We start from the raw sequence: 19,432 nt of genomic DNA, 5'->3' as shown, positions 1-19,432 counted from the left end.
ATCCCCGCCTCCCTGTGAGCGAGGAGTCGCGATGACCATGTCCTTCCACATGACTGACGATCCGGAGCGCTTTGAGGTGCGCGACGAGACGGGGCGCATCGGCGCCCTGTACTACGCGCGACCCGATGAGGAGGACCCGGCCGAGGGCTGGGTGGTCGAACTGGGTGGTTTCGAGCTCGGCGGCTCGAAGCAGACCGACTACCACCCAAGCGTCGCCGAGGCCGTGGACGCGGCGAGGCTGCTGTACGACGAACTGCTGGACTACCGCCGGCGCATGGCACGGGTACAGGGCTGGGTCCGCGTCGTCTCGATACCGATGGGCGGCCAGCCGAGGTAGCCGCTGGGGGGCGCTGAGGGCCCGGGCCGACTGGTCCGGGCCTTCCGTCGTTGCTACGGAACCGCGCCCTCTCCCCACCCGCTCCCGCCTTGTGCCATCCTGCGGCCATGCCCACCACCGCCTCCGCGCCCGCGCCCCCGCTGGATGACGTCGTGGCCGCCGTGGCGGTGCTGCGGGACCCGGGCCTGCCCGGGGAGCCGTGGACCGTGGCGGAGATCGCGGCCGTCCTGCCGCTGCTCGCGGAGGGCCCCTCGCCGCTACCGGTGGAGGCGACGGGCGCGCGGTGGCTCAACGCCGCAGCGCGCGGGATGCTGCCCGAAGACGACTGAGCCCTCGTCCATTCCGGGCGGGGGCTCAGCCTGCGGGGCGCGGCTCCGCGTCAGTTCCCCTCCATCACGGCGATGTAGCAGTCCGGCTGCGAGCCTGGCCCCGGGATGTGGGGGGTCCAGCCGGTCACCGGCTGGAACTGGCGGAGGTAGTCCGTCGCCCATGCCTGCGCCTGGTCGTCGGCGTCTGGATCAAGGTCCGTGTTGACCTCGATGATTGTGCCGGGCTCGCCGTCGGTGGCTGGGTCGCGGATCACCCACGCTGCGTCCGTACTGCCGGCCATCTCGTAGGCGAGTGTCCACTCGTCGATCATGATGTTCCTCCTGGTGTATGCGTGTCTCGGCTTCGTTCGGGCTGGTCGTCAGGGTGTCTTCGTCCTCAGCCCGCTCGCATCATGCGCAGTGCGATCGGCCGGGAGACGGCCGGGTAGACGAGTTCGGCAAGGCGATTCGCTCCGTGGCCAGCGCCCCGCGCCGCCGACAGCGCGCCCTCCAGGGCGTCGTCCGCGAGCCGGTCGAGCAGGCTCGCGCGCAGCTTGTCATCCCGGGCGGCCTCCACGGCGACGATCTCGGGGCTGGGAACCTTCAGGTCGTCCGCCTCGATGACGGCGGCGCGGTTGTCCGCACTGGCGAACGGGGCGTCGTCGTCGGCGAACGCGACGAGGACGCGGAGGAGGGGGTTGCCGTCGTCGTCGGTGGCGGCGATCTCGTTGTCGTCGATGTAGTTGGCGAGCACCTCGCGCCCGTAGTCGGCGGCGGTGCCGTCGTACTCCTCGACCTGGTCACCGGTGCAGATGGTCTGCCAGGCCGGTTGAGCGGCGGCGTTGGTGGCCTGGATGGCGTGCAGGTACTGCATGGGGTTCCCTCCCGCGCTGTGGTCAACGTCTTGACCAAACTCTATCGGTCAATGCATTGACTAGTCAAGTCATTGACCAAAGCCTCACGCCGCGACGGTCCGCCGGGCCTGCGGCAGCGCGGCGGCCTCCTCCCGCCCGTACCGCGCGCCGCAGCCGGGGCACCGGTACGCCGGGCCGCTGAGCCGCCACAGGATGACCCCGCCGCAGGGGCACGCCAGCCGCACCGGGCGCTCCCCGCGCTCGCCAGTTGCTCGGCCGCGAACGTGCCGGTGGACGTCCGCGATGTCGCGCAGCGAGTCCCCTACGCCAGGGTGCTCGCCGCATGCCCAGTCGAGGCGGAACCTCAGCCAGTCGCACAGCACCCGCACGCGGGCCTGCTCACCGGGTGGCCAGTCCGGCACCTGGTGGTCGCCGGTCTCCGCCCAGTCCCGCACGCAGGAGACGAGCACGGCGATGACGCCGCCGCGGGTGCCGTCCGTCAGGTCCATCACGTCGAGGTCGGCCGGCGGCCTGCTGCCGAACGCCCCGCGGCTGCCCACGGTCGGGATCCCGCGGCCGGGGATCAGCACCTCGCCGAGTGCTGCGTACAGCCCCGGCAAGGCGGCGAGTTGCGTGGCGGCCTGCTGCTGGCAGCCGGTGCACGCCCAGCGGGTGGCCTCGGTGGCGTGCAGGGCGCGGGTGCAGACGACGCAGCAGGGCTCTGCGGTGGTGTCCATGTCGTGCTCCTGGTGCTGGTGCGGGTGGCGTCCGGCCGGCTGGTGCCGGGCGCCGGTGTCAGGCGCGGGGGTGCGTGTCGCTCATTTGGCCCTTCTAAGGGCGATAGAACGACTTCTGGCGGCTTTTCAGGTCAGGGTTAGAGTCATTGCCTTGGGTGGGGGGTCGAGTCGCTTAGAGGGCCACTGAGGGCTTTCGGCTCTCGCGGGCGCCCGATGGGTGGCCCGGCGGCTGGTCCGGGCCACGGTCACGGCGTGGGGGTGGTGGGGCCGTCGTCGAACGCTCCTGGCTGGGTGAGGTAGGTGCGTTGGAGGACCCAGCGGGCGCCGTGGACCCATTCGGGGTGCGCGCCATCGGCGGCGAGCTGGTCGACGAGCTGCGTGAGCTCGGTGTGGTCGGGCGGCCGTAGGCCCGTGTGTGGCTCGGGTTCGCTGTTCGGGGCTGTGGGAGGTGTGGGGGCCGCGTCCGTGGCGGGCGCGGGGTCCGGCAGGTCGACCACGCGCCCGTGTTCCTCGGACAGGTGCCGGGCGAGGGCGGCCTGTGCCCAGCGCTCGGTCTCGTGGTCGAGGCTGAGCACGCCGTCGCACCGGCCGTCGCCGTCACAGCGGGCGGCCCAGACCTGGGTGCCCTTGTGGGGGTGGCGGTATGGCCCGATCTCCGTGTAGTCGGGCCAGACGGGCTCGGCGCCTGCCTGAGTGCCGATCTCCGGCCCCGGGGCTGCGGGAGACGCCGGGGTGGTGTCCGTGGCGGGGCCGTGCGGCTCGGTGCCGAGGAGCGCGCGGGCGGCGCGGAGCGCGTGAGGGTCGGGGTCGCGCTCGTCGGCGACGGCGTCTTGTGCCTCGCACAGCAGCCATCCGCAGATGGCGATGGCCACCCTCGGGCCGAGAGTGGCGGCGAGTTCGCCAGGCGCACCTCCGAGGCCGTTGCGGATGCCGTGGGCGTACAGGTCCGGCGGGGCGAGGGCGGACTGCCAGTAGGGGTTGGTCTGCATGTCCGCCTCGACGGCGGTCGCGAGCTGCTCCAGTCGGTGGGCGGCGGCGCGCAGGGTGTCGGCGGGTCGGGGCGTGGACTCGGTCATCGGGTCGTCTCCTGGGAGGTTGGGGTGGTGCAGTCCGGGCACCAGGGGCGGCCGGATCCGTTGCTGGTCGGTTCGCCGCGCTGGACACACGCGGTCTCCACGGTGTTGCCGTCCGGCGCCCAGCGGGCGTTGTGCCGGTATGGGCCGCCCAGGAAGGCCACGGTCAGCGGGTAGTCGTCAGGCACGGTCGGTCTCCATGTCCGCTTGAGGGGTGGGCGGCTCGATGAGGCCGGCGGCGAGCGCCAGGGCGACGGCGTTCGCCGCGTTGCGGGCACCGAGACGGTGGTAGGCGGTCTGGAGGTGACCGTGAACGGTGGCGGTGGCGCGGTGCGTGCGGCGGCCGATCTCCTCGGCTGTGAGCCCGGCGGCGACGTGCCGCAGGATCTCGACCTGGGTGTCGGTGAGCAGGCTCGGTGGGGCGGTCATCGGTTGGGGTCCTTCCTGCGGAGGGTGCGGACGGGCACGACGTCGGTCGAGCCGTCCGTCCGGCGGATGGCGACGTTGCGGGGGCTGGTGCGGCCGGTGTGGACGTGCGGCAGCGCGGGGTGTTGCTCGCCGGCGCCGGGGCCGTACCGGACGGTCACGGTGACGGGCCGCCACTCGCGCGCCCGGCCGGTGTGCTCCCAGTAGGTGGGCGGCGGCGGGGGCGGTGGCGCCGGCCGCTCGGGCTCGGGGAACAGGTCGAGCTGCACCGCGGCCATCAGGCGTCGCCTCCCCCGGTGCGGGTCAGACACAGCGCCGCGGGTGGTCACGGTGTTCTCCTCCGGGTCGGTGTGATGTGCTGGGTGGGCGCCCGCCCCTGGGTCGAACAGGGGCGGGCGTGCTCGTGGGTGGTCACGGAGTCGGGCGTCGGACGCCGAGGGCGGCGGCCAGCTCGTCTCGGGCGGCAACGACGTCGCGGGGTGCGCCGCCGAGGCGGACAAGCTGGTCGAGCGCGGCGTGAGCGCGGTACGCCGCCTCACGCAGCCGGTCGGGGCCGGTGGTCGGGGTGTTCATGGTGTCCTCCGGGTCGGTGTGGTGGGGTGGTGGGGTGGTGGGGCGCCCGCGCTGCCACGAACAGCGCGGGCGTCCTGCGGGGTGGTCATCGGTGACCTGCCTCCCAGCAACTGGGGCAGATATGCCGGCCACCAGGACGGCGATGCCAGCCCTTGGCGAGGGGTGCCTGCTCGGCTTCGCGCACAGTGCTCGGGGAGGCCCCCGCCACGTAGAGGTCGGACATCGTGTTGTCGCAGCAGTCGTCGTAGCCCTCGGGCTGCGCGTCGCAGGAGAGCCACACAGACCGGTGAGCAGTCATCAGGTGAGTCCTCTCGTGTCGGTAGTAGTGCGTGCCCGAGGCGGGATTCGAACCCGCAGGTCAGCCGCCAGGGGGCAGGTGCAGGCGAGATCCTTGCCGCGCAGCAGGTGGAGGTCGGCGAGGCGTCACCCGGCGGTGCGGCGCCGCGGGTGCGGCACGCGATCGGCCGTATGCCGCGGCGCAGGCACGAGGGGCAGGAGTCGGTCACGGCGCCACCTCGGAGGGCTCGGTCTCCCACGTGCCGGCCATGTCGACGACGCGGGCGTAGTGCATCTGCGCGGCGCACGTGATCGTGGCCCGATGCCCGGCCCGGTGCTTGTCGACGATCACGTCCAGTTCGCCCGCCCGCGGGCTGTCCGGCTCACGCATGTCCTCGCGGTGCAGCAGGATCACGATGTCCGCGTCCTGCTCCAGCGAGCCCGACTCGCGCAGGTCACTGGACATCGGGCGCTTGTCGACGCGCATCTCGCTGCCCCGGTTGAGCTGGGACAGCACGATCACCGGGATGTTGAACTCCTTCGCGAGGAGCTTCAGCCCGCGAGACAGGTTCGAGACGGCGACCTGCCGGTTCTCGGCCTTCGGCGCCTGCATCAGCTGGAGGTAGTCCACGATCAGCAGCCGCAGACCCTCAGCGCGTTGCAGGGTCCGTACCTGGTGCCGCAGGTGGGCGAGCGTGACGTGCGGGGTGTCGTCGACCCGCAGCGGTGCCGTGGCGATCCGCTCCTGTGCCAGCGCGAGGCGGCGGACGTCGGCGGCAGTGCACAGGCCGTCCCGGATCAGGTGGGCGCCGACGCCGGCCTCGGCGGCGAGGATGTTGTGCCCGATCTCCTCCTGGCTCATCTCCAGCGACACCAGCAGCGTGGGCAGTCCGGCGGCGATCGCGGCGGCGCGGGCGTGGACCAGGCCCATCGTCGTCTTCCCGACGGATGGTCGGGCTCCGATGACGACCATGCGGCCGGGGGCCCAGCCGCCGGTGAGCGAGTCGAGGTCAGCCAGCCCGGTTGGCACGCGGCCCTCGCGGGTGCGGGGGGTGACGGCCTGCTCCAGCACGCCGGGGAGGATCTCGGCGAGCGCGGGCGGCTTGCCGCGGGCCTCCTCCCGCACCACGCCGTCCAGTTCGGACTGGACGGCTGCGAGGGTCACGGACGGGTCGAAGTCCGCGGCTCGGCCGGCCATCTGGGCTCGGATTCCGAGGTCGACGAGCCGCCGGGCGGCGGCCTTCTCGGCGACGATCTTCGCGTAGTAGTCGGCGGAGGCGGCCATCGCCGAGCCCTCATAGATCTGGCTGAGGGCGTCGATGCGGAGCGGCAGAACCGGCAGCCGGCCGGCGGCGCGCCACGCCTGGAGGCGCTGGTCGACCGCGAGCGGGCCGATCGGCCCGTCCGTGATCTCCTCGCGCAGCGCGGCGACGGCGTGCCACACCCAAGCCATCCGCTCGTCGTGAAAGTCACCCGGGTCGATGACTGCGGTCAGCGCGTCGATCAGCGTGGGGCGCTCCATGACCGAGCCGAGCACGATCCGCTCGGCCTCCGGGTCGCACGGGCGCTGAAGGAGGGCGTCGGCCTCGTCGAAGGGCCCGTCCCAGAGGTCTGCGGCAACCATGTCGGTCATCGGTCGCCGCCCTTCCGGCGGTCGCCGCCCTGCATCAGGTGCACGCCACCGCGGCACATCTCGGCGAGCCGGGACGCGACCCGCGGACCGACGACGGGCGAGAGGTCTTTCGGCAGCACGTCGCAGGTGATGAGCACCGGGCGGTGCTGCACGTACCGCTCGTCGAACAGCTCGTAGAGCTGCTCCTGTGTCCAGCCGGTCGGGGAGACCCGGGCGGCGGCGAGGTCGTCGATGACGAGCAGCGCGGCGTCCTGGCAGGCCGCGGCCACGCTGCGGGGGTCGTCGCCCTCGGGCCGCAGGGCGTCGAACAGGGCCGTGGAGCGCCAGGTCCGAATCACGGGCGTGCCGCGGAGGGGGCGGTCGTAGCAGGCGGCGAGCCAGGCGCGGGCGGCCCACCAAGCGGTGTGGGTCTTGCCGACGCCGATGGGTCCGGTGAGGAACAGGCTGCCGCGCTGACCGAGGCCGGCAGCCGCCCACTGGGCGACGGGCTCGGGCAGGGCGACGGGGTCGGCGTACAGCGGCGGGATGCGGGCGTCGAAGCGCGCCAGGGCTTGGTCGCGGCGGTCGGTGAGCCATTCCTGCTGGGGAGTGGGATCAGCCGAACTGGAGGGCATCGGGGATCTCCTCGGGGTCGAGTTCTCGGGGGGCGGTCTGCGGGCCGGGGGGTGGCGATACGCGGCGGCGCTGCGCGGTGGTGGCTTGGCGGCGCAAGGTGTCGTACTTCTCGCGGAGCTTCATCGGCGTGAGGATGTGCGCCTGCCAGAAGTCGTCGGCGTGGGCCCAGTCGATGGCGGCGACGGCCTGCTGGGGTGTGATGCCGTCGCGGTCGATGAGGAGCCGGGTGGTGGTGCGCCACGCCTTGGTGATGCGGGGGCGCTTGGAGCCGGTCTTCTCCAGGACGTCGGCGAGGTGCTCGCAGACCTGCTCGACGTCGTCGCGTGGGGGGTTGTCGGGGGGCTGCGAAGCAGTCCCTATATCTCTTTCTTTTACTTCTGTCTCTGTCTCTGTCTCTGGTTCGGTTTTGCTTCCGTTTTGCTTCACCAAATCCGAAGCAAGTGCTTCGCGGTTTGCTTCGGCTGCGGAGGCTGCTCGGCGCGACTCTCCGGAGCGCCTTCCACCCTTCTGACCTGCGGCTCTGCGCTTCTCGGTGATGTCTCGGACCTCGGAAGCGGAACGCTGATGGGTCAGGTAGTCGTGGATGACGTACTCGTCGGGGCCCGCTTGGGGGCATCGCGGGCAGTCGTGGACGCCCTCGTGCCACAAGCCAACGCGAAGCAGTGCCGAAGCACTTGCTTCGGGTTTGCTTTGGTCCGTCAGGCGAGGGACGAGGCGCTTCGGGATCACGCCGTCGGTGAGCTGACGGGAGGCATAGGCCAGGCCGCAGATGTACATCCAGCCGGCCTCGCCGCCCGCTTCGATGATCTTCGGGTGGTCGGGCAGCCCGTCGTGCACCTTGACGTAGGTCCGCTTGTCCTTCTCGCCCATGACGGTCTTCTCTCGGTCGGGGTGGTCGGGGGGTCAGCCGGTGGGCTGCGGCTGCGCGGCTGACTGCCGCTTGGCGAGGCGGGCGCGCTGACGGGGTCCGAGGCCGCCGCGGATGCCGTGCCGGTCCTTGGCGCCGCGTCCGTCCTCGTCGGCCAGGGCGGCGTCGAGGCACTGGCGGCGGACGGGACAGCGCTCGTTGCAGATGCGCTTCGCCCCTGCGCCGCCGTCGCCACCGCGGCGCGGGAACCAGGCGTCGGGGTCGGCGGTTGCGCAGGCGGCGGCTGTCTCCCAGCCGTGGGCGGGCATCACAGCACCGCCTCAACGCGCCGGCCGACCCATTGGGCGACGTTGACCGGGACGGCGTTGCCGGCCTGCATGGTCTGCTCGCCCTTGGATCCGTGGACGACGTAGTCAGCGGGGAAGCGCTGCGCGAGGAGCTGCTCGCGGGGCTGGACCATGCGGTAGCGGCAGTCCTCGACGGCCGGCACCGGGTGCGGCACCAGGCCGGCGGAGTCCACGGTGCTGAGCGTGTGCAGCGGCTCGGCCGTGGTGCGGGTCGACGCGTTGCGGTAGGGGATCACCAGACCGGGCGGCGTGCACAGCGCCTCGTAGCCCTTCGGGTTCGCCATGCGGGTCCGCATCGGCTCGGCCGTGCTGGTCGGCGAGTTGTTCCACTGGCCGCCGGCCGGGACGAGTACGCCCGCGCGGCGCTCGCCGAGCATCGCCAGACCGGCCCGGATCCGCTTGATGGTGTTCGCTGCGAGGGGGCGCAGGCCGTGCGCGGCCCGGTCGCCGATCCTGACGCCGAGGTTCGACCAGTCGATGACGCTTGCGGCCGGGCGGACGTAGGGCTCGACGATGGCGTGACGACACCGGGCGTTGGGGCAGCGGTAGTCGTACTGCTGTCGGTACTTCCCGACGCGGCGGCCGTTGCGCCACGACTGGACCGCCCGCACGTCCTCGCCGCACGGCTCGCAGTGGGCCAGCGGCCGGGGCTTCATGTCCGGCACCGGGATGCCCTCGCGGGTGAACACGACGTAGATCCGGTCCCGCCACTGCGGGGCGGCGTCGTCGTCCGAGCCACCGACGTGTGCAGCGGAGACGGACACGATCTGTGATCGGTAGCCGAGGAGCTCCATGCCCTGCCGCCACCAGCCGAACAGCTCCCAGTCGGTGACGAACTCCAGCACGTTTTCGACGAGGACGGCTTTGTAGCGGTGGACCTCGGTGGCCCGGATGACGTCGTAGGCGGTCGCCCTGGTGCGTTCCCACGCGGCGTCGGGGACGTGGCCGTCCTCTTCGAGGTCGAGAGCGAGTTGGCCCCGTGTACGGCGCCGGCCGCCGGCGGGGCTGATCTCGGTGCAGATCGGGGAGGCCCACAGGACGTCCGTCTTGGGCAGGCGCCGCATGTCGTAGTTGTTGATGTCGGCGCACAGGTGGTCGGCGTCGCGGTGGTTCGCGGCGTGGGTCTCGATGGCCGTCTTCCAGTGGTTCGCGGCGAGCTTCAGCTCGTACCCGGCGGCCACGAGGCCGGTGGAGGAGCCGCCCGCGCCGCAGAAGATGTCGGTGAAGGTGAGGCTCACGCCGCCCTCCGCATGTCTCGGATGAGGTCGTGGACGTAGCCGGGGGCCATGCCGAGCCGGCCGGCGATCTCGTGCTCGGCGGTACCGAAGGACGCGAGGTGTCGGATCTCGGCGCGGCGCACGGCGGCGATCTCGTCGCGGCTGAGCTCCGTGTCGCCGCTGTCGGCCTCGGGTTGCGCGTCGGGGTTGTCGATGTCGTCGTCCCAGGCGAGCGGACCGTGCCAGCCCTCGGCGGCGGCGCGTGTCCGGGCCCTGGTGCAGGTTCCGGGGTGGCGGACGAGGCGCCGGTAGGCGTCGGTGATGCTGTCGGCTACGCCCTTGGTGACGGTGTCGAGGCGCCCGTTGAGGAGGTCGCGCACGACGGTCACTCCGACTCCGGAGCGTGCGGCGATGGATTTGGCGGAGTACCCGATGGCTGTCAGGGCGCGGATGCGGCGGATGCTGCCGGTCGCGTCCACCGGGTTGCGGGTTGCTGGTGGCTTGGCGTCGCCGGGCTTGAGCGCGAGGAGACGTTCGGCGGTGGCGCGGCGCACGGTGCGAACGTTGCCGTTCAGGATGTTGTGGAGGGTGCTGAACGAGCAGCCGGTGGCCGCCTGGAGCTGGATCCATCCGGCGCCGGCTGCTTTCACGGCGCGTAGGTGTTGGGTGATGGGTTCGGCGGGCAGGGTGAGGGGCTGGCCGTGGAGGATGCCCAGGGTGCGCTGGTTGGCGTAGCGGCGTTCCGCTCGACGGCATCGGGGGCAGGGGCAGCCGGGTACTCCCTGTGCTGGGCGCCCCTTTGCGCGGGCGGTGGTGCCGTGTGGGGGCAGAGGGCTGCTGGTGCCTCGGGTAGGGCGCCGTGGCCTCGTTGCGGTGGTCACGCGGCCACCTCCTCGGCGCCCGCTCCGATCCACTGGCGGCAGAGGGAGCGGTGGACGGTGGCGCGCTTGCTCGGGACGGCCCCGGCGTCGCGGATGATCCCGTCGCGGGCCGCCTTGCCGAAGCGGGGCCCCCACTGGTGGTGGTCCGGTGGCTCGTCGACGAGGCCCTCGCGGACGAGGTCGGCGGCCTGGAACGGCTGGCCACGGCGCGCCATGAGCTGTATCGCGGCGTCGCAGGCGGCGGCCCACGAGACGTCCGTCGCGGCCTCGGCGCGGGCCATGCCGGCCTCCTTCGCACGCTCCCCGGCGGCCGGCTCGACCGCGCCGTGGACGGGCTCGGGGAACTGGAGCTGGACGGCGGTCACCGGACCGTCACCGCCCCGGGGAACTCGCGAACCCGCAGGGCCTCGGGGAAGGAGTCGATGTCGTGGTGCTGCTTGCCGCCGGCGCGGATGCCGAGCTGCTTCACGAACACCGGCACGTCGGCGACCTGGCACTGGTGGACGAGGGACTCGGCCCACTTGATGTCCATCGGCCTCGCGCCGTGGCCGGACTCGCCGCCGACGATGACCCAGTCGATGCCGTGGAACTTCCGGCAGCAGTCGCCTGTGTGCACGAACGACGCCGTCAGCCCATGGCCACGCTCGCTCCCCCGCGTCGACACGGCGCGCTTCAGGTCCACGGGCCCCAGCAGCGGCTCACAGCTGAGGAACCGCACCGCCGCCGGGGTGTCGAGCAGTGCGGGGACGCGGAGGTCGGCGCGCTTCTGGTCCTCCACGCTCGTCCCGATCCACACGTTCGGAAGGGGCCAGCCGGAGCGGTGGTAGATGCCGTGCTCCAGGCCGGGCACGTAGGTGGGGCTGTGCGACGTGGCGGCCCACTCCATTTCGGAGCGGAAGTGCTCACCGTTCGGGTGCCCGGTTCCGCAGGTGCACCGGTCGGTGAGGATGCGGGCCGCGCGCTCGGGGCGCTTGGTGAGGATCTGGTAGGTGTGCTGCGGGGTGGCGGCCATGACGGCGAACACCTGCGCCAGGAAGGCCCGGGGGACGCGGGCGTGGAACAGGTCCGACATGGAGTTCACGAAGACCTTGCGGGGCTTCTTCCAGCGGAGAGGTTCGGTGAGGGCGTCGCGGTGGGTGGCCAGCCCGAAGCCGGGCCCGGACGTGACGGGGTTGCCGTCGGTCTGGTACTTGGTCTGGCCCATGGCCTTGAGGCGGCGGGCCATGGTGAGGGCGTAGCAGTTGTCGCAGCCGGGGCTGATGCGGTCGCAGCCCGTGGTTGGGTTCCAGGTCTCGTTGGTCCACTCGATGGTGGTGCTCATGGGTGTGGTCTCCTTGGGGTGTGGGCCGCCCCCGGTTCGAGCGGGGGCGGCCGTTCAGCGGTCGGTCGGTGGCTGGTTGCGGCGGAGGCGGGCGCCGACGGCCACGGCGATGGCGAGGTAGGCGACGGTCCCAACGGCGGCCCACGCGGCGGGCAGCAGCACGTCAGCCGGCATCGGAGGCGCCCTCCTCGGCGGTGGCGCGGGCGGCCTTCCGGGCGGCGGCAACCTCCGGGAAGTCGCGGTCGAAGGAGCAGGGCCCGCACCGCTGGACGCCGCAGTCGACGCCGTGGGCGTGCTCCGACTTCTGGGACCAGGCGTAGCCCCAGTGCAGGACCACGGCGTGGATCACGGGCGTGTAGGGGTGGCCGTCGTAGTCGGCGGCGGCCCCCGCGTTGTACTCGGCGGCGAACTGGAGCGCGGCGAGCAGGTCGAACGGCTGGCCGTCCTCGTCCAGCTCGTGGATGTCGTCCATGCCGGTGATCCACACGGACCACTCGATGTCGGGGTAGCCGGGGCGCGTCCGCTCGTCGGCGGGGCCGAAGAGGCGGGGGCGCAGCCGGGTCGTGGTCTGGTCGGTCATGTCAGGTCTCCTGTGGGTGTGTGCGGTGTGGTGGGTGGTGGCCCCGCCGGGCCGGGGGTGGTCACCGGCCTCGGCGGGGCAGTGCGGGTGTGGGGGTCAGGGGGCAGGCCGCTCGCCGCGCCGCACGTCCTGCGGGATGTGGCCGAAGTGCCAGTACTCGCCGCAGCGGTAGGCGCGCAGCACGTGCCCGGGGTAGAGGGAGCGGCCGACGCGCCGCGCGTCCTGACGGGTCCTGTACTGGTGCTTGTGACAGATGGGGCAGGTCCCGACGTACAAGCCCTTCGGCGCTCTGCTGGTGGCCACGATCAGACCTCCGCCAGCCCGCGGCGCCTGGCCGTGCCGTCGAGCTCGGGCAGCCGCCGCCGGCCGCGAAGGCGGACACGTGGCGCCCTCACTGGCTGGAAGCACGGGGCGGGGCAGCGGGCGCACAGCGCGGCGGCCTCCCAGCACGCCGCCTCCCGCACGTCGGACGGCGTGCTGCTGTCGGGGTGCAGCACCACGTCGTAGAGGGCGCCACGGCCCCGGCACGGCGTCAGGGGCGTGATCGTGCTCACCGCTGACCACCCGCCTTCAGCGCGGTGCCGCGGGCCCGGATGTAGTCGCCGAGGCTGGTGGGCCGCTCGCCGTCGAGATGCGGCATGTCGAGCAAGCCGCGCTGCTCGACCTCCCGGTGCAGGGCGACCGCGTCCTCGTAGCTGTCGAGCCGCTCGGCACGGTCGACGTACTCGGCCGGGTCGACCGCCGGCTCGTCGCCGCTCGGGCTGCCGTCGTTCAGCCACTGCAGCAGCGGCTTGGCGATGTCGGCGCCACCGTTCGGCTCCTTGATGACAGCGCGGTGGAGCGCCGGACAGCGCGACTTGATCACCGTCAGGGTGTTGTCGATGTCCATGGAGCAGACGAGGCCGAACTCGTACTCGACGCCGCGCCGCTGCTCGGCGCGCATGCCCATCTGCTTGGGCTCCTTCTTGCCCTTCTCGTTCTCCTGCAGCACCCACTCGGTGTGGGAGCGCATGGTGACGACGATGTGCCCGGGGTAGGCGAGGAGGGCGTCGATCATGTCGTTCTGCATGGGGGTGACGTCCTTCCACCCCGCGAACGTGTTGCCGCCGTACCGGCCCTTGTGCTTGTCGACCTGTTCGAGAGCGCCGTCGGTGCCCTTCCAGAAGTGGGACAGGGAGTCGACGAACACGACGCCGTACCCGGCGCGCTCGGCGGCGGCGAGCGCCTTCGGAAGGTCCCGCGGGTCGTACCGATGCATCTGCAGCACGTCGAACGCGATGCCGTTGATGCCGACGTACAGGGAGGCGGCGCCGCGCTCGGTGTCGATGACGGCGAACCGCCGCCCTTCGGCGAGACCGTTGGCGATGGACAGGCCAGTCCACGTCTTGCCGGACCCGGACACGCCCTGGACGGCGACGCGGGCCTTGGAGCCCTCCTTGGTCGCCGGACGGAACACGAACTCACCGTCGTCGGCAGTGTTCGCCGGCCTGGCGGCGCGCTTGGGGGATGGCAGGGTCACAGGTACTCCTTGGCGTCACGGTCCGCCGCCCACGGCGGCAGGGAGATGAAGTGGGTGTCGTGGCCGTAGTCCGGCCAGATGCCGGTGCTCTGGCACTCGGCGAAGATCAGGCGCGCACGGGCGTTGCGGGCCTCGCCCAGCTCGACGGCGTCCATCGGGAGCTGCACGACCGTGACCAGGTACGGCGGCTCCTTCTCCTGGAACACGAAGGTGAACTCCGCCTCGCGGCCGAGCACGGCGCGGACGCCATCCCGGTAGAACGGGTCCTGCTGGTGGTAGGCGTAGCGCCAGATCGCCGCTTCGAGGTCGGCCGGGTTGGCGCTGGCCGTGGTCTTGTAGTCCACGATCCGCAGCCGGTCGGCGTCCGGGTCGGAGAGCCAGTCGACGCGGCAGCGGCACCAGATCCCGGTGTCGGGGTCCTGCCAGATGAACGTCTGCTCGGCCTCGCCGCCCGGGGCGAACAGCTCGCTCGCGCGGGGGTGCCGTCGGAGGACGTCGGCCATGGCCAGCGCGCGGTCGTACTCGTCGGCCAGGAGCGGCACGGCACCGTCCGCGCGGGCGTCGTCCCGCTTCTTCCGCGCCGTCTTGGTGCGGTAGTTCTCGGCGTCGATCCGGACCAGGTCGGGACCGACGCCGAGAACCGCGAGGTGCGCGGCGGTGCCCATCTCCATCGCCCGCGTCGCGGCGCGGCCGTGGTCTTGCTCCCACCGGTACTTCGCCGGGCACGTGGCCAGCAGGAGCCGGGCGCCGGTGGAGGACAGGGAGCCGCCCGGCACGGGGTCGGCGTGGTACTCCTCGGCAGTGATGTCGTACTGGCCGGGCTCGATGACGGCGTCGTCGAGGGTCGCGTCAGGCATCGCGACCGCCCCCGCCCGCCGGCCGGATGGCCCAGCCGCTCTCGGTCGTCTCGCCAGCAACGCGCAGCCACAGCTCCTCGCCGTTGGCGACCGGCCACCAAGCGAGGGCGTCGATCAGCTCTCCGTCACGCTGCTCGACCTCGTCTCGGACGAAGGCACGGATCGCCTCCCGCGACGGCCGCGATGCCACGACGCTGCCGTCTCGCACGGCCTCCCAGGCGGGGTCACGCATCGCCGTCACCGCCGTTGGGGTGCCAGCCGCAGACGGGGCAGGGCAGGAGGTCGAGGTCGAGGCAGACCACGCAGTCGGCGCCGTCGGTCTCGGGCTCATCGGCGATGTCCGTGCCGCACAGTGCGCGGCCCCGGTCGCAGCAGTACAGGTGATCGATGCTGTCGCCCCCTGCGCTGGGGGTCGTGGCCTTGGCGGGAACCACCACCAGCGCCCTCACGCCGCCACCCCCATCCCGCACCACTCGGGGTGCGCGGCGGCGTAGGTCGAGAAGTACGCCTCCATGCCGTCGGCGTCGATCGCGTGCCGCTGGACCGCGAGGCGCCGGATGTCCTCAGCGCGGCGCACCGAGTAGGTGCGATCCACGTTCCGGACGACGGTGTCGCCGAAGTAGGCGACGACGTGGTTCGGCTTCGCACCGATGCGCAGCCCGACCGTGGTGAGTACGCCGTCCACGTAGCGCGTGTACGCCTTCGCGTAGACGCTGTCGCGGTCGATCGCCCCGTCGATCCCGGCGTAGCTTCGCGTGGTCAGCTCCCAGCCGTCGGGCGTCGCGTCGATGTGCGTGAGGTAGACGCCGCCGGTGTAGCCCTCGACGAGCACCACGGGCCGACCGTGGCCGAGGGACCACGCCGCGCTGCGGGTGAACGTGTACAGCGGCTCGGCGGCCCGGGTCAGCGGGTAGGCGAGAACCGGCACGCCGATCGGGTATGCGGCGTTCCACTCGTCGGCTGCGGCGGAGATGTACGGGTCGGTCACGGGACGGCTCATCGCGCACCGCCGTCCTGGCACGGCTTCCTGCCGCCCCGGCACCGGCACAGACCCTCGCGGGCGATGACCACGGCCTCGCCCCACGAGAGGGTGTCCTGCCGCTCGCCGAACTTGGTGAAGTCGTCGGCGATCTGGTTGCGGATGGACTGCTCGGAGACCGGCTCTGGCAGGTCGGCCGCACCGGGCTTGCCCAGCAGCGCGGGCGCGATGTCCTCGACGAACACGAACTTCTTGCCGTCCTCGTTCGTCCACGTGCGGGTCATGCAGGCGGCGTGGAGCCGCTGCTCCAGTTCGCCGACGCGGGACCGGGTCTCAGCCAACTCGGCCGTCAGGTGCCGGACGACAGCCCGGGGGCTGTGCGTGGGGCACGAGGTCAGCGTGGTGCCGCAGTCGATGCACGCCTCGCTGACGTGGTCGCGGTTCTCCGCGTCCAGCGCGCGGCCCCGCCACGCGTCCCGCTCGGCCCGCAGCTGATCGACTGCGGCGAGCGCGTCGGCGAGGTGCTGCGGCGCGTCCCGCAGCCAGCGAGCGACCGGATTGTCGACGTCGACGATGCTGTCCGGGTCGTAGGACGTGCGGCCGACGGCCATCTCGGCGCCGGGCCGCATCACGGCGTACTTCGCGCCGTCGCGCTGGTCCCGGAACATCAGGTCGCCGTAGACCGGGCTGTCGTCCGTCGGGTCGAGCAACTCCTCGCCGGTGGCGTCGGTGGGCTTCGCGGCGCCGAGGAGGTACTGCTGGCCGGAGTGGTCGGTGACGAGCGCCGGGCCGCCGTAGTTGCGGGTGCCGGTCCAGCGCCACGGCGGCGGGGGGATGGAGGCGAGAGCCGCGCGGGCCGCTCCGATCGGCCCGGTCTCGCCCTGCTGCTCCGGGCCGGTGGTTTGGGATGATGGGGACACGTGGCCCCTCCTCTTCGATCGTGGTGGTGGGTGCTGCGGAGGCCCTGCGCCGGTGTGTCAGAGCCCGGTGCGGGGCCGCATGCCGCTCAGGCGGCGGAGGGGGTGCAGGGCTTCACGGTCGAGCCGGCGAAGCCGTTGGCCTCGGCTTCGAGCCAGGCGCGGACCTTCTCCAGGTCAAACCGGCGCCGGGCGAGGTGAGCGGTGCCGAACCGCTCGACGGGGAAGGGGTGAGCGCTCCCGGGCGGGTTGCGCCTGATCCGCACGTCGATGAACCACTTGCTGACCCGCAGCTCCTCCTGGAGCTCCTTCTGCGTCAGCTTCCTGACCGTCTTGGTGGCGGTGTCCGCCATCGAAAATCTCCTTCTCGTGTAGATGTAGAATCCACAAGCGCACTACTACGCTGTGTCGGTGAAGATGGGTCGTGCATCGACATCGATGCCGGCGGCCTTCAGTGCCTTGGTCATCAGGTCGGCGGCTCGCTTGCTGGTCTTCTCTCGTGCGCTCCGGCCAGTGCTGGCGTAGAACCCGATGTACGAAGCCGAGAGGCCCCGCCCATCTGGGTCTATCTCCTTGGTCAAGGCGGCGAGCTTGGGGATGGATAGGCCAGCCTTGGCTATGCCGGCCCGAAGGGGCTCCCCCCCATCCACTCTCTGCATGTGGTTCCCCTGTCGTGCTGGTGCGTGGCGTGGGGGTCCGCGCTTGCGTTGACTCTCGTTCTACACGAGAACGGGATGGCGGCGCAAGGCTGGCGCTGGATGTTTTTGGATGGTGCAGTTGTTGCGAGCCGTAGAGCGGTATGAGACAGAGAGTGCCGGTTCTCGCCACACTTCGAGACGGCGCTTGCCAAGGGGGAGCGGCTTCTACATCCTTCTACATGTGAACGAGAGCCGAGAGCGCCGCGAGGATATCGCCGCACTGCTGATGCGCGTGATGAGCGAGCATGGGCTGTCGCAGAAGGACATCGCTGACCAGTCTGGTGTCCCCTTCCAGACCATCAGCGCTTGGATCGGCCGGAAGCGCAAGCCCTCGCTCGGCGTGCGCGGCAAGGAGCAGTTGCGTGCCCTTGCTGGCGCGCTGCCTGGCGTGAGCGTCGCTGAGGCGTTCGAGGCCGCCGGCGCCACGGTGCCGGCCGAGCTCGACGCCGCCGCCGAGGAGCGCATCCTCCTCGCCTACCGGAGCCTCAGTCCGGCGCGGCGGAGGGTGGCGCACCAGGTGCTGGAGACGCTCGCAGCGGAAGAGTGACCAGGGTTTGGTAAAATCTCCCGCTCTCGTACAACCTTTCGAATGTTACGGCTCTGTAACATGCGGTCCGTGACCATGTGGTCGCGCCTGTCAGTGTCGACGGGTAGTCTCTCCACATTCCGCTGTCCTCCACCCAGCGGCCTGTAAATCGGCATATCTGGGGGCAGTTGTGTGCATACTCGTGCGACTCGCTGACGACGCCGTGACCCCCGCCTGGACTCGACGTGATGTGGCGATCGACCTCCCCACCGGCTACACCTATGGGCAGGCTGCCGTGATGGTGCGCACCGTACTCACCCTGCTCGGCACTCCTCAGCCCCCCGAGCCCTTGCGGGCCACCTGCTTCTGTGGAGACCCAGTGAAAATCCCTGGCCTCCTCCCCTCCGCCGGGGCCTGCCTCACCTCCTCTCAGGTCCGGGTAGGCGTGCTGGAGGGCAGTCGTGGCACGTAAGGCCGTCAACAACCCGCGACAGATCCGGGCGAAGTCGTGCGGCTGCAAGCTGTGCACCGAGAAGTTCCGGCCCGGCGAGAAGCCGACGCGCCGCGACTGCACCGGCCCGTGGCAGGCCCGATGGCGGGACCCCGGCGGCCGGCAGTGCTCGAAGAACTTCCCCACCAAGGGCGCCGCGGAGGGACACCTCGACGAGGTGAAGAGCGCGATGAGGCGCGGCACCTACCTGGATCCGACGCGGACACAGATCACGCTGGAACAGTGGCACGCCATGTGGTGGCCCAACCAGCGCGGCGCCCGCTCCACGCTTAACCGCGACGAGCGGATGTGGCGCCTCCACGTAAAGCCGGCGTTCGGATCCTGGCCACTGACCAACATCACCTACCTCGACGTGGACGGCTGGGTGAAGCGGCTCCTCGGTCCGCTGGGCGCCTCCTCCATCCCGGCCGCGTTCCAGATCCTCGATCGCCTGATGACCACCGCCGTCCTCGATCGCCGCGTCCTCACCAACCCGTGCGACGGGATCAAGCTGCCGAAGCGCCGCAAGAAGCACCCCGAGGACCGCCGACCACCGACCTACGCCCAGCTCGACGCCATCCGCGAGCACCTGCCGCGACACCACCACCCCATGACGATCGTCGCCCAGGAGACCGGCCTGCGCTTCGGCGAGCTGACCGGGCTACGCCGGTGCTGGGTGGACCTGAAGGGCGCCCGTGTCCACGTGCGGGAGGTCTTGGAGGACTCCAAGGGGCACCTCGCCCGGAAGGTCTACCCCAAGTCGGACGCGGGCCTGCGCACGGTGCCGCTGACGCCGCTCGCTGTCGAGACGCTGACAGTGCACCTGGGGGAGCACCCGGCCGACCCGGCTCGAAGCGCCCCGGGCGACGGGCTGCGGGAGGGCGAGCTGGTGTTTCGCGGCCAGCGGGGGCGCCCGATCCGCCAGGCGAACTTCAGGACGACGTGGGTGACGTGCTGCGAGCGGGCCGGTGTGCAGCGCAAGACGGTGAACCCGACGACGGGCCGCACAGAGTGGTGGCCGCAGTTCCACTCCATCCGACATGCCTTCGCGAGCCGGCTGCACGAGCTCGGCGTGCCGGAGGTGGTCGTGCAGGAGATCCTTGGTCACGAGCGGGGAGGTGACATCACCTGGCTGTACACCCACGCTGCGTCCGACGTCGCGGGCCAGGTACTGGCGGCCCTGACGGGCTCCCGTCCGCCGCTGAAGGTGGTGGAGTCCACAGGGAGTCCACAACCCTCCCATCCACAGCCATCCACCACCATCCTTAGCCTTCCGAGAAAGACCTGGTGAGAGCGGGTAGCGCCCCGCTCACCTGCACCGTTCTGGCGCCGGTGTTGTCGCTACGAGCGACCACTTGCCGCGAGGCGAGCTGGCGGGTCGGTGCCTCCAATCGTTTCTT

31 protein-coding genes are annotated in these 19,432 nt (G+C 71.6%); 4 read left to right on the top strand and 27 right to left on the bottom strand.

Features of this window, described 5'->3' with window-relative positions; all coding sequences use genetic code 11:
• Positions 1-49: 49 nt before the first annotated feature.
• Positions 50-337: a hypothetical protein gene (locus ACTWP5_RS27490; RefSeq protein ID WP_443223842.1), complete on the top strand. Its 288-nt coding sequence runs from the start codon at positions 50-52 to the stop codon at positions 335-337.
• Positions 338-444: 107 nt separating this feature from the next.
• Positions 445-666, top strand: a complete 222-nt coding sequence (locus tag ACTWP5_RS27485) for a hypothetical protein (RefSeq protein WP_443223841.1) — start codon at positions 445-447, stop codon at positions 664-666.
• A 50-nt stretch (positions 667-716) separates the two neighbouring features.
• Here the strand turns inward: ACTWP5_RS27485 and ACTWP5_RS27480 are convergent, their stop codons facing one another.
• The 27 genes from ACTWP5_RS27480 to ACTWP5_RS27350 all read right to left on the bottom strand — a co-directional run bounded on the left by ACTWP5_RS27480 (position 717) and on the right by ACTWP5_RS27350 (position 16,977).
• Entirely contained in the window at positions 717-977 is a 261-nt protein-coding gene (locus ACTWP5_RS27480; RefSeq protein WP_443223840.1) for a hypothetical protein, read from the bottom strand.
• 65 nt (positions 978-1,042) lie between these two features.
• Positions 1,043-1,519 (bottom strand): hypothetical protein, encoded by a 477-nt coding sequence (locus tag ACTWP5_RS27475; RefSeq protein ID WP_443223839.1) that lies wholly within the window; start codon positions 1,517-1,519, stop codon positions 1,043-1,045.
• Positions 1,520-1,603: 84 nt separating this feature from the next.
• Positions 1,604-2,236: a hypothetical protein gene (locus tag ACTWP5_RS27470; RefSeq protein WP_443223838.1), complete on the bottom strand. Its 633-nt coding sequence runs from the start codon at positions 2,234-2,236 to the stop codon at positions 1,604-1,606.
• Positions 2,237-2,481: 245 nt separating this feature from the next.
• Positions 2,482-3,312 (bottom strand): hypothetical protein, encoded by an 831-nt coding sequence (locus tag ACTWP5_RS27465; protein WP_443223837.1) that lies wholly within the window; start codon positions 3,310-3,312, stop codon positions 2,482-2,484.
• On the bottom strand, positions 3,309-3,497 hold the full coding sequence (locus ACTWP5_RS27460) for a hypothetical protein (RefSeq protein WP_443223836.1): 189 nt from the start codon (positions 3,495-3,497) through the stop codon (positions 3,309-3,311). Before ACTWP5_RS27460 ends, ACTWP5_RS27465 begins: the two co-directional genes overlap by 4 nt.
• The gene (locus ACTWP5_RS27455; RefSeq protein WP_443223835.1) at positions 3,490-3,738 is read right to left on the bottom strand and encodes a LuxR C-terminal-related transcriptional regulator; all 249 of its coding nucleotides are present in this window, start codon (positions 3,736-3,738) and stop codon (positions 3,490-3,492) included. The genes ACTWP5_RS27460 and ACTWP5_RS27455 overlap by 8 nt, the downstream gene beginning before the upstream one ends.
• On the bottom strand, positions 3,735-4,013 hold the full coding sequence (locus tag ACTWP5_RS27450; protein WP_443223834.1) for a hypothetical protein: 279 nt from the start codon (positions 4,011-4,013) through the stop codon (positions 3,735-3,737). The genes ACTWP5_RS27455 and ACTWP5_RS27450 overlap by 4 nt, the downstream gene beginning before the upstream one ends.
• Positions 4,014-4,146: 133 nt before the next feature.
• Complete coding sequence (locus ACTWP5_RS27445; protein ID WP_443223833.1) at positions 4,147-4,308, bottom strand: hypothetical protein; 162 nt, start codon at positions 4,306-4,308, stop codon at positions 4,147-4,149.
• Positions 4,309-4,810: 502 nt separating this feature from the next.
• Positions 4,811-6,217 carry a replicative DNA helicase gene (locus tag ACTWP5_RS27440; RefSeq protein WP_443223832.1) on the bottom strand — a complete coding sequence of 469 codons (1,407 nt, stop codon included), beginning with the start codon at positions 6,215-6,217 and terminating at the stop codon, positions 4,811-4,813.
• Positions 6,214-6,831 (bottom strand): hypothetical protein, encoded by a 618-nt coding sequence (locus ACTWP5_RS27435; RefSeq protein ID WP_443223831.1) that lies wholly within the window; start codon positions 6,829-6,831, stop codon positions 6,214-6,216. Before ACTWP5_RS27435 ends, ACTWP5_RS27440 begins: the two co-directional genes overlap by 4 nt.
• The gene (locus ACTWP5_RS27430; protein WP_443223830.1) at positions 6,812-7,702 is read right to left on the bottom strand and encodes a hypothetical protein; all 891 of its coding nucleotides are present in this window, start codon (positions 7,700-7,702) and stop codon (positions 6,812-6,814) included. The genes ACTWP5_RS27435 and ACTWP5_RS27430 overlap by 20 nt, the downstream gene beginning before the upstream one ends.
• Before the next feature lie 33 nt (positions 7,703-7,735).
• A complete protein-coding gene (locus ACTWP5_RS27425; protein ID WP_443223829.1) occupies positions 7,736-8,008 on the bottom strand; it encodes a WhiB family transcriptional regulator in 273 nt (90 codons plus the stop codon).
• On the bottom strand, positions 8,008-9,285 hold the full coding sequence (locus tag ACTWP5_RS27420; protein ID WP_443223828.1) for a DNA cytosine methyltransferase: 1,278 nt from the start codon (positions 9,283-9,285) through the stop codon (positions 8,008-8,010). The genes ACTWP5_RS27425 and ACTWP5_RS27420 overlap by 1 nt, the downstream gene beginning before the upstream one ends.
• The gene (locus tag ACTWP5_RS27415) at positions 9,282-9,914 is read right to left on the bottom strand and encodes a helix-turn-helix domain-containing protein (RefSeq protein ID WP_443223827.1); all 633 of its coding nucleotides are present in this window, start codon (positions 9,912-9,914) and stop codon (positions 9,282-9,284) included. Before ACTWP5_RS27415 ends, ACTWP5_RS27420 begins: the two co-directional genes overlap by 4 nt.
• Before the next feature lie 227 nt (positions 9,915-10,141).
• Positions 10,142-10,510, bottom strand: a complete 369-nt coding sequence (locus ACTWP5_RS27410) for a hypothetical protein (RefSeq protein WP_443223826.1) — start codon at positions 10,508-10,510, stop codon at positions 10,142-10,144.
• Positions 10,507-11,466, bottom strand: a complete 960-nt coding sequence (locus tag ACTWP5_RS27405) for a phage Gp37/Gp68 family protein (protein WP_443223825.1) — start codon at positions 11,464-11,466, stop codon at positions 10,507-10,509. Before ACTWP5_RS27405 ends, ACTWP5_RS27410 begins: the two co-directional genes overlap by 4 nt.
• A 163-nt stretch (positions 11,467-11,629) precedes the next feature.
• Positions 11,630-12,046, bottom strand: a complete 417-nt coding sequence (locus ACTWP5_RS27400) for a hypothetical protein (RefSeq protein WP_443223824.1) — start codon at positions 12,044-12,046, stop codon at positions 11,630-11,632.
• Positions 12,047-12,142: 96 nt separating this feature from the next.
• Positions 12,143-12,349 carry a hypothetical protein gene (locus ACTWP5_RS27395; RefSeq protein ID WP_443223823.1) on the bottom strand — a complete coding sequence of 69 codons (207 nt, stop codon included), beginning with the start codon at positions 12,347-12,349 and terminating at the stop codon, positions 12,143-12,145.
• 2 nt (positions 12,350-12,351) lie between these two features.
• On the bottom strand, positions 12,352-12,600 hold the full coding sequence (locus ACTWP5_RS27390) for a hypothetical protein (protein WP_443223822.1): 249 nt from the start codon (positions 12,598-12,600) through the stop codon (positions 12,352-12,354).
• Positions 12,597-13,565 (bottom strand): ATP-binding protein, encoded by a 969-nt coding sequence (locus ACTWP5_RS27385; protein ID WP_443223821.1) that lies wholly within the window; start codon positions 13,563-13,565, stop codon positions 12,597-12,599. Before ACTWP5_RS27385 ends, ACTWP5_RS27390 begins: the two co-directional genes overlap by 4 nt.
• Positions 13,562-14,422 (bottom strand): PD-(D/E)XK nuclease-like domain-containing protein, encoded by an 861-nt coding sequence (locus ACTWP5_RS27380; protein WP_443223820.1) that lies wholly within the window; start codon positions 14,420-14,422, stop codon positions 13,562-13,564. Before ACTWP5_RS27380 ends, ACTWP5_RS27385 begins: the two co-directional genes overlap by 4 nt.
• Entirely contained in the window at positions 14,415-14,654 is a 240-nt protein-coding gene (locus ACTWP5_RS27375; protein ID WP_443223819.1) for a hypothetical protein, read from the bottom strand. The genes ACTWP5_RS27380 and ACTWP5_RS27375 overlap by 8 nt, the downstream gene beginning before the upstream one ends.
• The gene (locus ACTWP5_RS27370; RefSeq protein WP_443223818.1) at positions 14,647-14,871 is read right to left on the bottom strand and encodes a hypothetical protein; all 225 of its coding nucleotides are present in this window, start codon (positions 14,869-14,871) and stop codon (positions 14,647-14,649) included. Before ACTWP5_RS27370 ends, ACTWP5_RS27375 begins: the two co-directional genes overlap by 8 nt.
• Complete coding sequence (locus ACTWP5_RS27365; RefSeq protein ID WP_443223817.1) at positions 14,868-15,422, bottom strand: hypothetical protein; 555 nt, start codon at positions 15,420-15,422, stop codon at positions 14,868-14,870. Before ACTWP5_RS27365 ends, ACTWP5_RS27370 begins: the two co-directional genes overlap by 4 nt.
• Complete coding sequence (locus ACTWP5_RS27360) at positions 15,419-16,321, bottom strand: hypothetical protein (protein ID WP_443223816.1); 903 nt, start codon at positions 16,319-16,321, stop codon at positions 15,419-15,421. Before ACTWP5_RS27360 ends, ACTWP5_RS27365 begins: the two co-directional genes overlap by 4 nt.
• An 86-nt stretch (positions 16,322-16,407) precedes the next feature.
• Positions 16,408-16,671 carry a hypothetical protein gene (locus ACTWP5_RS27355; protein ID WP_443223815.1) on the bottom strand — a complete coding sequence of 88 codons (264 nt, stop codon included), beginning with the start codon at positions 16,669-16,671 and terminating at the stop codon, positions 16,408-16,410.
• A 45-nt stretch (positions 16,672-16,716) separates the two neighbouring features.
• The gene (locus tag ACTWP5_RS27350; protein ID WP_443223814.1) at positions 16,717-16,977 is read right to left on the bottom strand and encodes an XRE family transcriptional regulator; all 261 of its coding nucleotides are present in this window, start codon (positions 16,975-16,977) and stop codon (positions 16,717-16,719) included.
• Between the two features lie 220 nt (positions 16,978-17,197).
• Here ACTWP5_RS27350 and ACTWP5_RS27345 point away from each other — a divergent pair, with 220 nt between their 5' ends.
• Together ACTWP5_RS27345 and ACTWP5_RS27340 are read left to right on the top strand one after the other, a co-directional pair.
• Entirely contained in the window at positions 17,198-17,563 is a 366-nt protein-coding gene (locus ACTWP5_RS27345; protein ID WP_443223813.1) for a helix-turn-helix domain-containing protein, read from the top strand.
• A gap of 440 nt (positions 17,564-18,003) precedes the next feature.
• Entirely contained in the window at positions 18,004-19,323 is a 1,320-nt protein-coding gene (locus ACTWP5_RS27340; RefSeq protein WP_443223812.1) for a tyrosine-type recombinase/integrase, read from the top strand.
• Positions 19,324-19,432: the final 109 nt, after the last annotated feature.

The organism is Streptomyces sp. 4N509B, assembly GCF_052245655.1.
GTDB lineage: Bacteria > Actinomycetota > Actinomycetes > Streptomycetales > Streptomycetaceae > Streptomyces.
This window is presented reverse-complemented; position numbering and strand designations above follow the sequence as displayed.

Excerpts from the sequence above, each read along its gene's own strand:
- ACTWP5_RS27490 (WP_443223842.1), top strand. The coding sequence starts at position 50 with ATGACTGACGATCCGGAGCGCTTTGAGGTGCGCGACGAGACGGGGCGC.
- ACTWP5_RS27485 (WP_443223841.1), top strand. The coding sequence starts at position 445 with ATGCCCACCACCGCCTCCGCGCCCGCGCCCCCGCTGGATGACGTCGTG.
- ACTWP5_RS27480 (WP_443223840.1), bottom strand. The coding sequence starts at position 977 with ATGATCGACGAGTGGACACTCGCCTACGAGATGGCCGGCAGTACGGAC.
- ACTWP5_RS27475 (WP_443223839.1), bottom strand. The coding sequence starts at position 1,519 with ATGCAGTACCTGCACGCCATCCAGGCCACCAACGCCGCCGCTCAACCG.
- ACTWP5_RS27470 (WP_443223838.1), bottom strand. The coding sequence starts at position 2,236 with ATGGACACCACCGCAGAGCCCTGCTGCGTCGTCTGCACCCGCGCCCTG.
- ACTWP5_RS27465 (WP_443223837.1), bottom strand. The coding sequence starts at position 3,312 with ATGACCGAGTCCACGCCCCGACCCGCCGACACCCTGCGCGCCGCCGCC.
- ACTWP5_RS27455 (WP_443223835.1), bottom strand. The coding sequence starts at position 3,738 with ATGACCGCCCCACCGAGCCTGCTCACCGACACCCAGGTCGAGATCCTG.
- ACTWP5_RS27450 (WP_443223834.1), bottom strand. The coding sequence starts at position 4,013 with ATGGCCGCGGTGCAGCTCGACCTGTTCCCCGAGCCCGAGCGGCCGGCG.
- ACTWP5_RS27445 (WP_443223833.1), bottom strand. The coding sequence starts at position 4,308 with ATGAACACCCCGACCACCGGCCCCGACCGGCTGCGTGAGGCGGCGTAC.
- ACTWP5_RS27440 (WP_443223832.1), bottom strand. The coding sequence starts at position 6,217 with ATGACCGACATGGTTGCCGCAGACCTCTGGGACGGGCCCTTCGACGAG.
- ACTWP5_RS27435 (WP_443223831.1), bottom strand. The coding sequence starts at position 6,831 with ATGCCCTCCAGTTCGGCTGATCCCACTCCCCAGCAGGAATGGCTCACC.
- ACTWP5_RS27430 (WP_443223830.1), bottom strand. The coding sequence starts at position 7,702 with ATGGGCGAGAAGGACAAGCGGACCTACGTCAAGGTGCACGACGGGCTG.
- ACTWP5_RS27425 (WP_443223829.1), bottom strand. The coding sequence starts at position 8,008 with ATGCCCGCCCACGGCTGGGAGACAGCCGCCGCCTGCGCAACCGCCGAC.
- ACTWP5_RS27405 (WP_443223825.1), bottom strand. The coding sequence starts at position 11,466 with ATGAGCACCACCATCGAGTGGACCAACGAGACCTGGAACCCAACCACG.
- ACTWP5_RS27400 (WP_443223824.1), bottom strand. The coding sequence starts at position 12,046 with ATGACCGACCAGACCACGACCCGGCTGCGCCCCCGCCTCTTCGGCCCC.
- ACTWP5_RS27380 (WP_443223820.1), bottom strand. The coding sequence starts at position 14,422 with ATGCCTGACGCGACCCTCGACGACGCCGTCATCGAGCCCGGCCAGTAC.
- ACTWP5_RS27375 (WP_443223819.1), bottom strand. The coding sequence starts at position 14,654 with ATGCGTGACCCCGCCTGGGAGGCCGTGCGAGACGGCAGCGTCGTGGCA.
- ACTWP5_RS27365 (WP_443223817.1), bottom strand. The coding sequence starts at position 15,422 with ATGAGCCGTCCCGTGACCGACCCGTACATCTCCGCCGCAGCCGACGAG.
- ACTWP5_RS27355 (WP_443223815.1), bottom strand. The coding sequence starts at position 16,671 with ATGGCGGACACCGCCACCAAGACGGTCAGGAAGCTGACGCAGAAGGAG.
- ACTWP5_RS27350 (WP_443223814.1), bottom strand. The coding sequence starts at position 16,977 with ATGCAGAGAGTGGATGGGGGGGAGCCCCTTCGGGCCGGCATAGCCAAG.